At 36.4% G+C, this 14,366-nt stretch carries 14 protein-coding genes; 5 read left to right on the forward strand and 9 right to left on the reverse strand.

All coding sequences use genetic code 11. The features are described 5' to 3' along the window. Positions 1-141: 141 nt before the first annotated feature. From DD649_RS07395 to DD649_RS07410, 4 genes are all read right to left on the reverse strand, one after another. A complete protein-coding gene (locus DD649_RS07395) occupies positions 142-918 on the reverse strand; it encodes a DmsC/YnfH family molybdoenzyme membrane anchor subunit (RefSeq protein ID WP_294105235.1) in 777 nt (258 codons plus the stop codon). Between the two features lies 1 nt (position 919). Beyond that, positions 920-1,537, reverse strand: a complete 618-nt coding sequence (locus tag DD649_RS07400; protein ID WP_294105237.1) for a DMSO/selenate family reductase complex B subunit — start codon at positions 1,535-1,537, stop codon at positions 920-922. A gap of 11 nt (positions 1,538-1,548) precedes the next feature. Next, entirely contained in the window at positions 1,549-3,978 is a 2,430-nt protein-coding gene (locus tag DD649_RS07405; protein ID WP_294105240.1) for a DMSO/selenate family reductase complex A subunit, read from the reverse strand. Between the two features lie 315 nt (positions 3,979-4,293). Continuing rightward, the gene (locus tag DD649_RS07410; RefSeq protein ID WP_294105243.1) at positions 4,294-5,538 is read right to left on the reverse strand and encodes a mechanosensitive ion channel domain-containing protein; all 1,245 of its coding nucleotides are present in this window, start codon (positions 5,536-5,538) and stop codon (positions 4,294-4,296) included. 795 nt (positions 5,539-6,333) lie between these two features. Between DD649_RS07410 and DD649_RS07415 the strand changes: the two genes are divergently transcribed. Continuing rightward, the gene (locus DD649_RS07415; protein WP_294105245.1) at positions 6,334-7,200 is read left to right on the forward strand and encodes a D-amino-acid transaminase; all 867 of its coding nucleotides are present in this window, start codon (positions 6,334-6,336) and stop codon (positions 7,198-7,200) included. Between the two features lie 29 nt (positions 7,201-7,229). Here DD649_RS07415 and DD649_RS07420 read toward each other — a convergent pair whose 3' ends face one another. The 3 genes from DD649_RS07420 to DD649_RS07430 form a co-directional block, all read right to left on the reverse strand. Next, positions 7,230-7,805, reverse strand: coding sequence for a cysteine hydrolase (locus DD649_RS07420; RefSeq protein ID WP_294105247.1), 576 nt, complete (start codon positions 7,803-7,805; stop codon positions 7,230-7,232). A 94-nt stretch (positions 7,806-7,899) separates the two neighbouring features. Beyond that, positions 7,900-9,261, reverse strand: coding sequence for a HAMP domain-containing sensor histidine kinase (locus DD649_RS07425; RefSeq protein WP_294105250.1), 1,362 nt, complete (start codon positions 9,259-9,261; stop codon positions 7,900-7,902). Next, positions 9,251-9,928, reverse strand: coding sequence for a response regulator (locus DD649_RS07430; RefSeq protein WP_294105253.1), 678 nt, complete (start codon positions 9,926-9,928; stop codon positions 9,251-9,253). The genes DD649_RS07425 and DD649_RS07430 overlap by 11 nt, the downstream gene beginning before the upstream one ends. Before the next feature lie 506 nt (positions 9,929-10,434). On the opposite strand from DD649_RS07430, the gene DD649_RS07435 reads away from it, so the two are divergent. Continuing rightward, positions 10,435-11,175: a MipA/OmpV family protein gene (locus DD649_RS07435; RefSeq protein ID WP_294105255.1), complete on the forward strand. Its 741-nt coding sequence runs from the start codon at positions 10,435-10,437 to the stop codon at positions 11,173-11,175. Positions 11,176-11,287: 112 nt separating this feature from the next. On the opposite strand, the gene DD649_RS07440 is transcribed toward DD649_RS07435, so the two are convergent. Next, complete coding sequence (locus DD649_RS07440; RefSeq protein WP_336429776.1) at positions 11,288-11,545, reverse strand: DinI-like family protein; 258 nt, start codon at positions 11,543-11,545, stop codon at positions 11,288-11,290. 262 nt (positions 11,546-11,807) lie between these two features. Between DD649_RS07440 and DD649_RS07445 the strand changes: the two genes are divergently transcribed. Then, a complete protein-coding gene (locus DD649_RS07445) occupies positions 11,808-12,341 on the forward strand; it encodes a GNAT family N-acetyltransferase (RefSeq protein ID WP_294105263.1) in 534 nt (177 codons plus the stop codon). A 33-nt stretch (positions 12,342-12,374) separates the two neighbouring features. Here the strand turns inward: DD649_RS07445 and DD649_RS07450 are convergent, their stop codons facing one another. After that, positions 12,375-12,818: a GNAT family N-acetyltransferase gene (locus DD649_RS07450; RefSeq protein WP_294105265.1), complete on the reverse strand. Its 444-nt coding sequence runs from the start codon at positions 12,816-12,818 to the stop codon at positions 12,375-12,377. 117 nt (positions 12,819-12,935) lie between these two features. Here DD649_RS07450 and DD649_RS07455 point away from each other — a divergent pair, with 117 nt between their 5' ends. Both DD649_RS07455 and DD649_RS07460 read left to right on the forward strand, forming a co-directional pair. Then, positions 12,936-13,535, forward strand: coding sequence for a pentapeptide repeat-containing protein (locus tag DD649_RS07455; RefSeq protein ID WP_294105268.1), 600 nt, complete (start codon positions 12,936-12,938; stop codon positions 13,533-13,535). Positions 13,536-13,825: 290 nt separating this feature from the next. Continuing rightward, on the forward strand, positions 13,826-14,038 hold the full coding sequence (locus DD649_RS07460; protein ID WP_294105272.1) for a cold-shock protein: 213 nt from the start codon (positions 13,826-13,828) through the stop codon (positions 14,036-14,038). The last annotated feature ends 328 nt before the right edge of the window (positions 14,039-14,366 follow it).

Raw genomic sequence — 14,366 nt, forward strand, 5'->3', positions numbered from 1 at the left:
CTAGCTGTAACTCGAACTATTTACAGCGTTATTGGTTGCATTCAGTTATTCGAATTACATATTTTGGCGTATTAGTTTTAAACAAAGAACCCACTATTTGGGCTCTTTGATGAACTATCATATCACAGTAAGAACAATGCCTTACATAGTGATCTGCCAGAGGTTATAAAATGCAATTCGGCCAGCAAGTTCAGCTAACAGAACCGCAGCAGCGCTGGTGGCTAAAATGGTTTTTGAGGTACGTTGTTTTAATGCCATGCCTACAAAAGCCGCGAGGGCAATAACTAACACAACAACTTGGAATCCCCAAAAGCCAGTTTGTTCACTGCTAAGAGTCGGGCCCGTATCAGTTAAAAATGCTTGGTATCCGGCTCGGCTGGCAAAAATAGCCAATGTACCGATGAGGAAAGAAGCAAGTCCTAAGCCACGAGCGCCAATAACAATAGCCAGCGCTCCACCACCGACTAACATGGTCATCCACATTTGCAGTGTCGTGTAACCCGTGTTCCAGTTAGCGATAGACGCAATATTGTAAACTTGGGGTATTGACCAAACAAAGGCAAGACCTGTAATTACAGCTGCAATATTAGCTAATTCGCGCAATACAGTTTGTTTATAAAAATGCGTAAAAAATAATGTTGCAGCAGCGCAACCGACAAATACACCACTGAGGAATGCTTCGTTACTCATTGGTGAACGACCGACACCTAATAACATATTGAAGAAGCGTAGTGGTTGTCCAACGTGCAGGCCACCAATACCAAGTCCTATCACCATGATAATAAAAGCGACAATATTGGCTGTTTTTAGCTGCTTGTCATCAATCGAGCCCATTTTTCGACTTAAATAAGCGAGCAGAAATAGGCCTACTGCGGATTGTCCTAAGACAGTGAAAAAAACGAGTGGTAATTCATGCATTTTACACCTCCGCAGGGTTTTTTAGTTCGCCACTTTTATCACCAGATGGTTTGGCGTCTTTGTGTGGCTTGATGACGATGTTAGGGTTGGTCAGGCTTGGGTCTGGCATAGGTGCAATACCACACTCAGTACCATGTAACTCGCGTAGAACCGTAATATCATCAAAGTCTAAAGCGCGCTGCGGGCAAGATTCAACACAGACGGGTTTCATTCCTTTAGCGACACGTTCATAACAGCCATCGCATTTGCTCATGAGCTTTTTCTTTTCATCATACTGAGGCGCGCCATATGGGCAACGTAGCTCACAGTAACGACAACCGACACAGATTGACTGGTCAACAACGACTAAGCCATCTTCCGCTCGCTTGTGCATTGCGCCTGTCGGGCAGCCTTCAACACACGTTGGGTTAGAACAATGGTTACAAGAAATGGACAAATAGTAGCTAAAAACATTTTGTTGCCAAATGCCATCTTGTTTTTGCCAACTTCCGCCGCCGAACTCATATACACGACGGAATTTTGGACCTAAATCTAAATCTTTTTCATCCTTACAACTGACTTGACAGGTTTTACAGCCAGTGCATTTAGTGGAGTCAAAATAAAAGCCATACTGTTTCATAAATTAACTCCTTAAGCGCGTTTCACTTCAACAAGGTTGGTATGCTGTGATGTCCCTTTCGCGAGTGGCGAAGGAACTTGTGAGGTTAGTGTATTAATACAGCCACCAATATCTAAACCTTCACTATCGAGGGTACGCCATGCACCCTGAGGAACAGCGATAACACCTGGTAATACACGCTCGGTAACTTTTACAGTAATTTTGATACGGCCGCGATCATTGAAAATCTCAGCAATATCGCCATTATTTAGTCCACGTTCTTGGGCATCAATTGGGTTGAGCCAAAATTGGTGCGGGATAGCTTCACGTAACATGGCTACATTATAGTAGGTTGAGTGTACGTGGCCTTTATCATGGAAACCGGTCATGAGTAATGGATGTTTTTGCTGCGTTGCCGCCGCTTCAACACCTTCTTTATTGATGCAATACTCAGGAACTGCAGGGATACGTTGACCAGCTGGTAACTCCCAGTTTTTGACTCTATCCGCCAGTTTTTCTGAGTAAATTTCAATTTTGCCCGAAGGGGTTTTTAGTGGATTATCGACAGGATTATCACGGAAGTTTTTGAGCGCAATATTTTTTGAGCTATCAATAAATTGACGGTCAATAATACCGGCACCATTAGTTTCACTAAATTCAGGTAAATGAGGCATTTTTTCACGTGTTTTGTTATAACAAAATTCAATCCAATCGGCATAAGTACGGCCTTCGGTGAACTCATCTTTAACGCCCATTTTTTCAGCAACTTCAGCTAATACATCATAGTTAGGTCGATTTTCCCACAATGGCTCAATGGCATTTTGTAGGCGAACTAAATAGTGATAAGCACCACTTGCATAAGAGTTGTTGATTAAGTCATTGGTTTCGACTGGCGTGACATCCGGTAATAACAAGTCCGCATATTTTGCTGATGGGGTGTCATGGTTATCCCAAACAAGGATAAATTCACACTTAGATTCATCAGATAAAATTTCATGTGTTTTATTCAAGTCGCCGTGCTGATTGCCAATTACGTTACTGGAATAGCACCACATGAATTTAATGTCATTATCAAGTTTTTCAACGCCTTTAATACCACCATTTTCAGCGGTTAATTGCTTGCCATGAGTAATCGCATCAGTCCACATATAAGTTGGGATCAACGCTTTAACTGGATTTGGCAGGCCAAACCCAGTGACAGGATAAGCGAAGCTATTACCCCATAAGCCTGTGTTAGTTCCGGCACGGCCAATATTGCCAGACATAATTGGCAACATCATGATTGAGCGGCAAGCTTGTTCACCATTTTCGGTGCGTTGTAATCCCCAGCCTTGTGAGATCCATGCACGATTAGAGTTACCGATTTCACGTGCTAATTGCGTAATGCGGGCAACTGAAATACCTGTAAGTTTACTTGCCCATTCAGGCGTTTTTACGATGCCATCAGGACCATTGCCGAGAATATAATCTTTATAAGAAGCATTGCGTGGCGCTGATTCAGGTAATGTTGACTCATCCCAGCCGACACAATGGCTTTGTAAAAACTGCTCATCGGTTAGGCCTTCTTGGATCATGACATAGCCAAGCGCTGCTACTAATGCAGCATCAGTTCCTGGATAGATAGGGATCCACTCAGCACCGAGTGTGGTGACGCTGTCGGTACGACGAGGGTCAATAATAATGACTTTGGCTTTGCTTTTGTCTAATGCGTTAAGTGTTTCATAAAACTGGCCGCCACCGGACATACGTGTTTCGGCAAGGTTATGACCAAACATCACCACAAGATCAGAATTTTGGATTTCAGATAAATAAGACTCTTCAATACCACCATAAACATAAGGGGTGATTTCCATTAGTTGAGCATAGGAATAAGTCCCATAGTCGCCAAGAAATCCACCTGTTAGGCTTAAAAGGCGTTTACAGGCTGCACGACCATGTAAATTTGCACCAGTAGAGCCTGAACCATATTGATAATAAATTGAATCGCTACCGTATTTATCTATCGTATATTTGAGTTTTTCAGCAATGATGGTAGTGGCTTCATCCCAGCTAATTTTTTTAAATTTACCTTCACCACGTTTACCAACACGCACCATTGGGTATTTTAAGCGATCTGGATTGTAAGTTTTCCAACGAACAGACCGACCACGCAAGCAAGGACGAATTTGATGTTCACCGAGTGTTGAGTCATCAAACATAGTTTCATTGGATATACGACTAATGACGCCATCCTTGACGTGAACTTTTAGAGGACAACGGCTACCGCAGTTAACTAAGCATGCGCTGTAACTGATCTTTTCGCTGGCTTCATCGGGCATTATTGCTGGTGTTTTGGCTTGTGCGGAAAATGGTAGAGCTATTGAGCTGGCAACTGCGGTTGCGCCCGCGATAGTTGCAGAGGTCTGTATAAACTCCCTCCTGCTCAGTGCTCCAAATTGAGTATTTTTTTTAATTTTATGCATCGACATTGCCTATATGTAAATAACGTTATAACTTTCTTCTTTTGTATGTTTAAAAAAGTCTGTTCTAAGTAACATGATTTACATCAACAATAGGCAGAATAATTCAAAGGCATTGGTTTTTATTTATTTGATTTTTAATGAGTTATTGTGCCTAAAGAATAGAATAATACTATTTTAATTAACTATCGTTATATTCTTTTTTATATAATGAGTGGTAGAGAAGGCAGAAAAAAAGAGGGATTTACCCCTCTTTTATTTACTACTTAAGTTGTAGATAAATAAGATATACTTACTAATCACTAAGTGTTAACTATTTTACTGTGCTTTACCTATCATTCTAACGTCATTTCCGGTAGGTGATTGGTGAACTAACAAATTGAATTGCGGTAGAATTGAGAATATATGGTCAAAAATATCAGATTGTATTCTCTCGTAGTCCACCCATACTGTTGTATTGGTAAAAGCATATATTTCTATTGGTATTCCATTCGAGTCAGATTCAAGTTGTCTGACCATAATTGTCATACTTTTATGAATATTGGGGTGTGATTTAAGATAGGCTTCTATATAGGCACGAAATGTACCGATATTCGTCAAACGTCGTTGATTGAGTGGAATGGCTTTATCTTCGGGTAGCGATGAATTGAATACTTGAATTTCAGTGACTTTTTTATCTATATAAGGCTCAAGTAAATTCGCTTTTTCAAGGTTAGCTATTTCATCAGGCTCTAGAAAATGAATGCTATTAGCATCTAGGCGAATGCTGCGTTTAATACGTCGACCACCCGAGTCGGTCATGCCTTTCCAATTTTTAAAAGAATCAGAAATAAGCGCATAAGTTGGGATTGTAGTGACGGTATTATCCCAATTACGGACTTTAACCGTTGTTAATCCGATATCAACAACTGCACCATCAGCACCATATTTGGGCATTTCAAGCCAGTCGCCAATATTGACCATGTTATTGGCAGATAATTGAATTCCTGCTACTAATCCCATAATTGGGTCTTTAAACACTAACATCATTACTGCCGTCATTGCGCCCAAGCCACTTAATATAATTAAAGGCGACTTACCAATAAGCAATGCGATGATCATTATGGCGATAAGAATTGAAGCAATGAGTTTTATGCTTTGAAAAATTCCACGTAATGGCAGGTGAGCTGTTTTTGCAGCACGTTGCAACATGCCTAATATAATATCTAGAATGGAATAAATAGTGAGCAACCCAAATAACAAGCACCAAGCTTGAGAGCCAACTTTAAGAATAATTTGTGCAGTAGAATCTGAGTGTAACCAAAGTGTTGCTTGGATATTCACCACAATACCTTGAATAACAAAAGCAATACGATTGAAAAGATTATGTTGAGTTAATTGATGCTGCCAGCCTATCCCTTGTTTTTGGCCATTTTTTTCAATACGAGGGAGAAGTATTTTATGTAAAAACAGGTGCAGTATTAGGGCGACAATTAGGATTAACCCAAGAACCATTATGAGTGAGGCAAGGTTGGCGTAGTCTTGATTAAACTGGCGTACCCAGTCTAGCAGTTGCTGCTGCATGTGTTCTCCTTCTTTGGAACATGATTAAATCTTTTATTGAGATTAAACCCTAACATAAACAAAACCAAATTTCATTAATGGAACGATAAAAAACGCCGTCAGTACTGCTTAAATAGTGATAAATATTAAGATGTTAATCTAAAATGCATAATAAATGTAAACAGGCAATAGTGATAATACAAAGCATAATATGTAAATCGACAAACTTTATATTTTTAAATACATGTCTATAACATTTATTGAGGTAGATGGTATTGAGCAGGGCGATAAAAAAAGAAATACGTAACAGTATCGAGAGAGAAAATAGCGTAAATTGGGAAGTCAACACGATGAAATATTATAATAAAAAAGCGGCCTTATAGACTAAGGCCGCTATGCAAAATATTTTGCAAACTAACGCTAATGATGAGGTAAATCAAAGGTCAATTGACTAGGAAATTCTACAAATTACATAAAACGTTTTGAAAGTGATTCAACAACTTCTTGTACGCTGCTGATAAATTCTTTGATGCTGTTCATGTCGGCTCCAATCATTAAAGTGTGATCTTGATCACGTAAGTACATTTTAGCTACTAGCTTGTTAAAGTCAAGTTAATATTCAAAAATATTTGAATGATTAAACTTATTTTTAGTGTGCTTTATAGCACTTATATAATAAAGCTTATTGAGCATCTTTAAGGTGAAAAATAGGTATATAAATTAGAAGTGGTGCAGTGAATTGTTTCGTTATTAGTTGTATTGTTATAGTGTTAGTCGTGTATGAATGTTGGCCTTGAATGAAATTTAATCCACAAAATGGAACGTAAATCTATGATTGCCTATGTTAATGGTGAGTTTTTACCTGAAAATCAAGCAACAGTCTCTATTTTTGATCGTGGTTTTTTATTTGCAGATGGTGTGTATGAGGTAACTGCCGTTATCAATGGGCAGCTTATTGATTTTGAACATCATATTGCTCGGTTACAACGTTCATGTCATGAACTAGAGCTGACATTACCTTATGGTGAAGCTGAATTAAAGCAAATTCATCATCAATTAATTGAAAAAAATAACCTTCATGAAGGATTGATTTATTTGCAGCTAACCCGTGGTAATGCTATGACGCGGAATTTTTTATATCCAGATAAAGATGTAAAACCGACATTAGTCTTATTTAGCCAAGAATCTAGCATTGTTGATCATCCGAAAGCTAAGTTTGGTATTGAGGTTGTGACTTTTGACGATATTCGTTGGCAGCGGTGTGATATTAAAACTGTCGCGTTACTTGCCGCATCAATGGCGAAAGAATATGCACATAAGCATGGTGCTGATGATGCTTTATTCACAAAAGATGGTTATATAAACGAAGGAAGTTCAAGTAACTGCTTTATTGTTACTCAGGACGATAAATTACAAACCCGCGAGCTAAATAACAAAATATTACCAGGGATCACGCGTCGAGCTATTCTTACGTTAGCGCAAGAAAAAGGGTTAGAAGTTATTGAGAAAGCCTTTCGGCTTGAAGATGCATTAAATGCAAAAGAAGTTTTCATTACATCTGCAACAACACTTATATGGCCTGTTATTAAAATTAATGGGCAAAATATTAGTGATGGTAAGCCGGGAAATATTGCAGTCCGGCTACGAGAAATCTATTTGCAAAAGGCTAAGAGTCAGAAATAACCAATAAATAAGTTTATTGGTTATTTAACTTATTTAATTTGCATAAATTCTTTAAGTGATGAAATAGTCGCCATTCCTTGCAACGCTTGCATGCTTTGTTCATGAAGCTCAAGCGTTGCAGCAGCACATAAGTCATCGAGTACGCTAACATAGTAACCTAAATCATGGGCTTGTCTTGCGCTACTTTGAATTGCCATTAATGAACTTACACCTGCTAAATATAAATGGGAAATTTGATTATCAATAAGCCATTTATTTAATTTATTGCCCGTAAAAGCAGAGACACCTTTTTTAATCATAACAGGATCACGAAAGTGAACTTCAAGATCATGCACCCAGTTACAGCCATTTCCACTGAGTTTTAGTGCTCCAATTTGTTTTGCACGCTGAAACATAGGTGAACCTGTTGGAATATCTTGATAATCATCAGCAAAGCCAACTTTTACCCAGATAACAGGGATATTATGACTTCGTGCAAAATTGGCGGCTTGGTTGGTTTTTTCAACAATATTACGTGCTAGTACTTGTTGATAACTGGAATTAGATAAGCCGTTTTTTCCAATAATCTCTTCAATCAGATCAATGATTATTAACGCTTGTGACATTAGTACCTCTTTCAATGCATAAATATTTTAAGTAGAAGCACCTATTATACTTAAAATATCCAGTAGCACTGTTAAGTGAATAACATAATCACATTTAAGGTAAGTCAATAATAAAACCAATACCTTTATTTTCTATTCCATCAGATACTCGAATAACAGCCCCAATTTTACCCGCTAAGTTTTGTGCGATTGATAAACCTAATCCGCTACCTATTTCTGTCGTACCGGGAACACGATAGAAACGAGAAAAAATATGCTGACGATTATCGAGAGGAATACCGCGGCCATTATCTTGAACACTAATAATCGCACCAAAGGGTGAAAGATCTTTTAGTGTTATTTTTATTTTTGCATTCTCATGATTATATTTAATGGCATTTTCGAGTAAATTAGTGAAGATATTAGTTAGTGCGAGTTTATCTGAAACAATATAAAAAGAATCAGGGCTTTGTAACTCAACATCAATATTTTTATTGATGGCATGAGGGATATGAGAAGAAATGATATGGCTGATTAGCATCGGAAGGTCAATTTGTTCCGTGTGTAAGGGAAAGTCCTCTGCCTCTAAGCGTGCTAAATCTATGAGCTGATGTGATAACGATGCAGCTCGATTAAGCGTTTGTTGCATATCATCAATGATTTCTTCTTTTTCTTTGGGATTATTAATTTGTATGAGTAAGTGCAATTGAGCAATCACTGCCGCAATCGGGGTGCGTAATTCATGAGCCGCATCAGCCATAAAGCGTTTTTCTCGTTGATTAGTTGCATTCACTCTAGCCATTAAATTATTAATGGCTTCGATAATTGGGCGTATTTCTTTATATTGTTCTTTGATTTCAATAGGCGTTAAGTTACCAGGTTGGCGAGTCGAAATTATTCTTGCAGATTGTCGCAATGGTTGCGAGCTAAAGTAAGCTGCGAACAGTATCGCGATAAGCATTCCGCCTAAAACCAGGGCTAGTGGGATCGCCGTTCCCCCAGCAGGACTACCTAATAGTGTGGTACGTTCAGCTTGTGACTCTGCAATTAAAACCTCAAATGTATTTGCTTCATTCCACGCTGAGGTAAAATGCCAATCTTTATGTAAGTCTGTTAATTCTTCTATAGTTTTTAGCGAAGGAACCTTTAATTTTTCACTATTTCGATATAAAACATTTCCTAGTTTATCTCTAACAACAACGAAGGGGCGATAACTAATACCTTCTTCACTTTCTATTGCATCGGTATACATTTTTTGCAGGGAATCTGCTACTTCATTGAAATATTTTGGGTTATCTGAAACGACCCCAAGGGTTCTAGCAAAACCTTGAGTGATTACTTGTTGTTGTTTATTGAATTCATTATATATGGACGGCCAGTAGGAATACTGAAGCCAAATAAGGAGTAATATCCATAGAAAAAGGACAGAGCAAATTTGTAAACCAAAGGTGTAAATAAAAAGAGATTTAATTTTCACTAGGCTGCGCATCTTTTTTTAATAAGTAACCTATGCCACGTATAGTAATTATTCTGTCTTTACCAATTTTGCGGCGTAAATTATGAATGTGTACTTCAAGAGAATTGCTCTCTATTTTATCATCTAGACCAAACAGGCGTTGCTCTAAATCAGCTTTACGGACAACATTATCTGCATTTTTAATTAACTCAAAAAGTAGTAAATATTCTTTACCTGATAATAATAAAAGCTGTTCATTTAGTGTGACCTGATGATTAATAGGATTTAACTGTAGGTTATCTAGTTGCCATATTTCAGAGGAAAAACCGGCGATGCGACGACTGACAGCTTTGACTCTTGAAATAAGCTCAGGCATGGCAAAAGGCTTAGTGAGAAAATCATCTGCACCAGAATCGAGGCTTGAGACAAGGTTGTCCATTTGATTACGTGCAGTTAAAATAATGATAGGGATCGCTTCACCTGCATGCCGCCAAGCCACTAATTCATCATGACCATCGCCATCAGGTAAGCCCAAGTCTAATAACATTAAATCAAAATTACGGTTTTTTAATTGAAGTTTTGCATCTGTAAGCAAACGAACCCAACATGGATTAAAACCGGCTAATTCAAGTCCTCGACACAACGCTTTCCCTAATTGGAGATCGTCTTCGACTAATAGGATATTCATTTTATCACCTCTGCTTCGCAGTATAAGCAGTCAACCAATACTCGACAATAAGGCAATGACTTATTTTGAAGTAATTTTAAGTATTTCTTAATATTGGGTTAACCATTTATTAAGGTACAAAAAATTAATCAGATTACTATCCTCGTATATCTCTAAAAATAAGAGCATTGGCGATGAAATACACTTTCATAGAAGTGCCTATATACGCAATTGTTATTTTTATTGCTCTGATGTTTATAGGAAAAAATTTTAGTAAAACTCACCACACCAATTTTTATAATGTGAAGGTAAGTGAAGTTAGAACTTGCATTGGAATAGATAAATGCATTCCAAATGTTCACATATCTTTAGATAGAAAAAACACATTCAGTCCAATAAAGAAAATTAAAGTTTTTATTAGGCAAAAAATTTATTAATAAAAAGAGCGTAAACTTTAACATGAGCGAAATGAAACGCGTATTCACATTAGTGCTTTGTGCCTTTGTGCATTGCCGTGTAGCTATACTGTGGCTAATGAAAATATATTTATTATTGGCACGGGTATGAATATTGCCCCTGTTTATGAAGGCTCTAAAAAGTATCAAGTTGAGCCAAGTCTTGAAGCGAGTTATGCATATGCAACTGATAATTACGGTGTTTTTAGTTTAAGCGTAGATGGTGCTGCATGGGCTGTTGGGCTCACTGATAATTTTACATTTGCGACCTCTGTTGGCTATGATGATGGTCGTGATGAAGATATAGGCGTTTTAGGTCATAAAAATAAAGACTTAAAAGGTATGGGGAAATTAGACGGTTCTGTTCTTGTTGGATTTGATCTCTATTATACATTGAGTGATTATCAATTATACATAATGACAGATATTGCCACTAAAGATCGCAAATATGGTGGGCGTCAGATAGGTAGAGCTGTTACTGTTGAATTAGGCGCAAATACGCAATATGAGATTAATCAAGATTGGAACATAGAATATAATCTAGCTACAGTTTGGGGAAATAAAGCCCACAATCAAGCCTATTTTGGTGTTTCTAAACAACAAGCGAGTAAATCAAAGTTTGCAGAATATGATGCGGGAAGTAGCTTTAAAGATGTGCATGGTTCAGCAATTTTAAACTATAAAGTAGATAAAAACCTTTCTTTATATTCAGGTATAGGGGCTTACTATTTAGTGGGGGATGCCAGTAAAAGTACGCTTACTGAGCAACGTTCAGGTTTTGTTGGTTTAGCGGGAATTAGATACACGTTTTAGTTTGTAATTTTTATTTTCGAACAATGATAAATGAAAGAAAAATAATAGAGAAAAGGAATGCTGTACACTATTTTTCAGTAAAATAGCCTATCAGCCATTCCTTTAATTTTTATCACTCTACAGATTCTTCAGGTAACCAGCCATCGTCCATCCAAATTTCTTCAAGTATTTCTTCTATTCTAATTTTGTCTTCCGCAATCTTAGTTCCTGAGATATTAATACTCTGTTGCGTACTTAAACCAACTCGAGTGACCATATCAGGATACTGTGTTTGTAGTTTGCGTAAAATCTCAGATTCAAGTGCATGTAGAACATTGTTATCTGGTTTTTGTTTTGAATTTTTATCAAATAATACTTCAATGCGTAACATAGTAGCCTCGCTTAAGACTGTATTAATATACAGTATATTTAAATGGATGAAGAATAAAGTCAATATCAGAAAGAAAATATTTTTGTTATTGCTAACAGAATAAAACAAAATGCAAAAAACATAAGTCTTATATATTAATAAAAACAATGAATTAGCTTTTTTTATGAGGGCTAAGATGAAATATAACTCATTGCCTATAGGCTGAAAATAAGTATGCTAAGGAGTCTGTTTTTATTCAAATAATGATGAGATTTAAAATCTAATGCTAATAGTAAAACGCATAACTCGAGATGATTTTGGAAAAATTAACGATGTTAATAAGCTTTATGACAGTGCATTTCCACGTTATGAGCAAAGAAGCTATCAAGGAAGAGTAAGCATCTTAGGGCATGATGATTATCATCTCTATTATTTCACTGATAATGAGATTTTTGTTGGATTTATTGGCAGTTGGAAAATAAATGATTATTTTTATGTTGAGCATTTAGCAATATCGCCAACATTGCGGGGGCAGGGTTACGGTCAAGTAGTGCTAAAACAGTTTTGTACTGAAGTAAATAATGTAATTTTAGAGATTGATCCAGTTATTGATGAGGTGAGTCAAAAAAGACTATCGTTTTACCAGCATTGTGGCTTTAAGCAAAATAGCTATCAACATACTCATCCAAGCTATTATCCTGAAAATGAACCCCATAAACTTGAAGTGTTAACATTTCCAACTGAAATCGATCGAGAAAGCTATCATCTATTTAGTGAAAAATTAAAAACTGTGGTAATGAGCCCTTCATTGCTTTAATTTTTATGAGGTTGATTTATCAGCAAATTTATTTTAGGGATTATAGCAGTAGATAAGTTCAGGGTCATTTTTATCGAGATTTTCAATGACTCCACTGGTAATAAATCCCGTTTGAGTAAGTAATTTTTGGGTGGCGACGTTTGATTGATTAGTAGACGTAAATAGTTTTGGTGTTTTACGTAATTGCTTGAAATTTTCAATCAATGTTAACGCCAAACCTTGGCGGCGATATTGTTGGTCTACCATTAATAGTTCAATAAAATTCTGACCAAAAAAGTGGGAATGAAAAATGCCATAAGCGACAATGGTGTCACTTATTTCGATCAGGTAAGCGTTATCTTGAGTCACCCATTGTATAATTTCTTGATAGCGTTCACTTGAATTGACACTATCAATACGGCATAAAGCTAGGATATCGTTTTGATTCGCAAGTCTAAAAATAGGACTATATCCTTTGTTTGAATTTTGATTCATCATTATATGAGTAGTCAGTTATAAATATTTAGTTATCACTATAAAGTAGTATAAATTGAAAAACTAAAGAGTGACAGTCGTGTTAATAGCTAATTAAAACTCAAAGTGAGATAGATAAAAATGCCCGATTTAATTGAAAGTAAAGAGTATTTTGAAGAAAGTTTTAAAAAACTTGAAATGGGTGAAAGTCGCTTAGTTGAAACCGTATTTGAAAAGTGTGAATTTATTCAATGTGATTTTTCATCAGCAAGTTTCACTAGCTGTAAGTTTATTGATTGCTTATTTGATAGATGTAATCTGAGTCTGGTCGCGCTTGCAAATACTCGTTTGTCTAATATTGAATTTTTAGGTTGTAAACTGGTTGGTATTGATTGGACTAAAGCTTATTGGCCACGCTTTGATTTTTATTCTCAGCTCAATTTTAAAGATTGTATTTTAAGTGGTGGGAGCTTTTTTGCATTAAAACTCCACGAGTCCACTTTTGAGGATTGCCGTTTACATGATGTTGATTTTAGAAATACGGAGCTAAATAAATCCGTCATAACAGGGTCTGATTTATCAAATAGCTTATTTATGCAGACAAACCTAGAGTCTGTTGATTTTACTGATTCGTACTCGTTTAACATTGATATTCGCCAAAACAAACTCTCAAAAGCAAAGTTTTCACAACTCGAAGCTTTGGCTTTATTACGAAGTTTAGATATTTTGCTGGTGGACTAATAACCAAGCCGATGTTTTTTTAGGCATAATATGCATTATTTTGAGGTTTTTAATGGAAAATACAAATTAAACTGAAAATAGGGTTGCCAGAAGATGAGTAATATGAGTAAATAGCGTCATCGGTTTGGAAGTACAGACCTATTTATGATAGTCGAGTTTAAAGAAGTTCACCATTTAGTTATCCATGATACCTATCAAGTGCGAATTCCTTCTAATTAGTACCATAAGTAATAAATCGAACTCAAACCAAATATGCCTATGGCAATCAATTAAAATTTAAAGGAAATCCTATGTCTAATACAATGACTGGTACAGTAAAATGGTTTAACGATGATAAAGGTTTTGGTTTTATCACTCCTAAAGATGGCAGCAAAGATGTGTTCGTTCACTTCTCAGCAATCCAAAGCGAAAGCTTCAAATCTTTAGCTGAAGGCCAATCAGTTTCATTCTCAATCGAGAATGGCGCAAAAGGCCCAGCTGCAGCTAACGTTGTAGCTATCTAATAGTTTTCTAACTATAGATCAGAATTTAAAGACCTCACTTCGGTGAGGTTTTTTTTTACTTATTATTTAACTATAACGTGAAATATTTCGAGAATACTGAATATAAAGAGTAAAAATTTTCGAGTTAATTTCCCCTTGAAATTTTAAATACGATCATTATATTTATGACTGTCCTGAGTAGGACATTAGTAATTTCATTTGCTAGGTGTAGATAATTTATTCTGACAATTTTTTATAAAAAATAATTATTGAGGGTTGAAAAATAGTAATAAAGCCTTATCTGTATAACGAAGCTATTGGTATAAAGTATTTATCTGTATAACTCATT

The organism is Providencia sp., assembly GCF_003533305.1.
In the GTDB taxonomy this organism is placed as follows: domain Bacteria; phylum Pseudomonadota; class Gammaproteobacteria; order Enterobacterales; family Enterobacteriaceae; genus Providencia.

What these genes read in the sequence shown, in the direction of transcription:
- DD649_RS07395 (WP_294105235.1), bottom strand. Translation starts at nt 918, where the DNA reads ATGCATGAATTACCACTCGTTTTTTTCACTGTCTTAGGACAATCCGCA.
- DD649_RS07400 (WP_294105237.1), bottom strand. Translation starts at nt 1,537, where the DNA reads ATGAAACAGTATGGCTTTTATTTTGACTCCACTAAATGCACTGGCTGT.
- DD649_RS07405 (WP_294105240.1), bottom strand. Translation starts at nt 3,978, where the DNA reads ATGCATAAAATTAAAAAAAATACTCAATTTGGAGCACTGAGCAGGAGG.
- DD649_RS07410 (WP_294105243.1), bottom strand. Translation starts at nt 5,538, where the DNA reads ATGCAGCAGCAACTGCTAGACTGGGTACGCCAGTTTAATCAAGACTAC.
- DD649_RS07415 (WP_294105245.1), top strand. Translation starts at nt 6,334, where the DNA reads ATGGAACGTAAATCTATGATTGCCTATGTTAATGGTGAGTTTTTACCT.
- DD649_RS07420 (WP_294105247.1), bottom strand. Translation starts at nt 7,805, where the DNA reads ATGTCACAAGCGTTAATAATCATTGATCTGATTGAAGAGATTATTGGA.
- DD649_RS07430 (WP_294105253.1), bottom strand. Translation starts at nt 9,928, where the DNA reads ATGAATATCCTATTAGTCGAAGACGATCTCCAATTAGGGAAAGCGTTG.
- DD649_RS07440 (WP_336429776.1), bottom strand. Translation starts at nt 11,545, where the DNA reads ATGTTACGCATTGAAGTATTATTTGATAAAAATTCAAAACAAAAACCA.
- DD649_RS07445 (WP_294105263.1), top strand. Translation starts at nt 11,808, where the DNA reads ATGCTAATAGTAAAACGCATAACTCGAGATGATTTTGGAAAAATTAAC.
- DD649_RS07450 (WP_294105265.1), bottom strand. Translation starts at nt 12,818, where the DNA reads ATGATGAATCAAAATTCAAACAAAGGATATAGTCCTATTTTTAGACTT.
- DD649_RS07455 (WP_294105268.1), top strand. Translation starts at nt 12,936, where the DNA reads ATGCCCGATTTAATTGAAAGTAAAGAGTATTTTGAAGAAAGTTTTAAA.
- DD649_RS07460 (WP_294105272.1), top strand. Translation starts at nt 13,826, where the DNA reads ATGTCTAATACAATGACTGGTACAGTAAAATGGTTTAACGATGATAAA.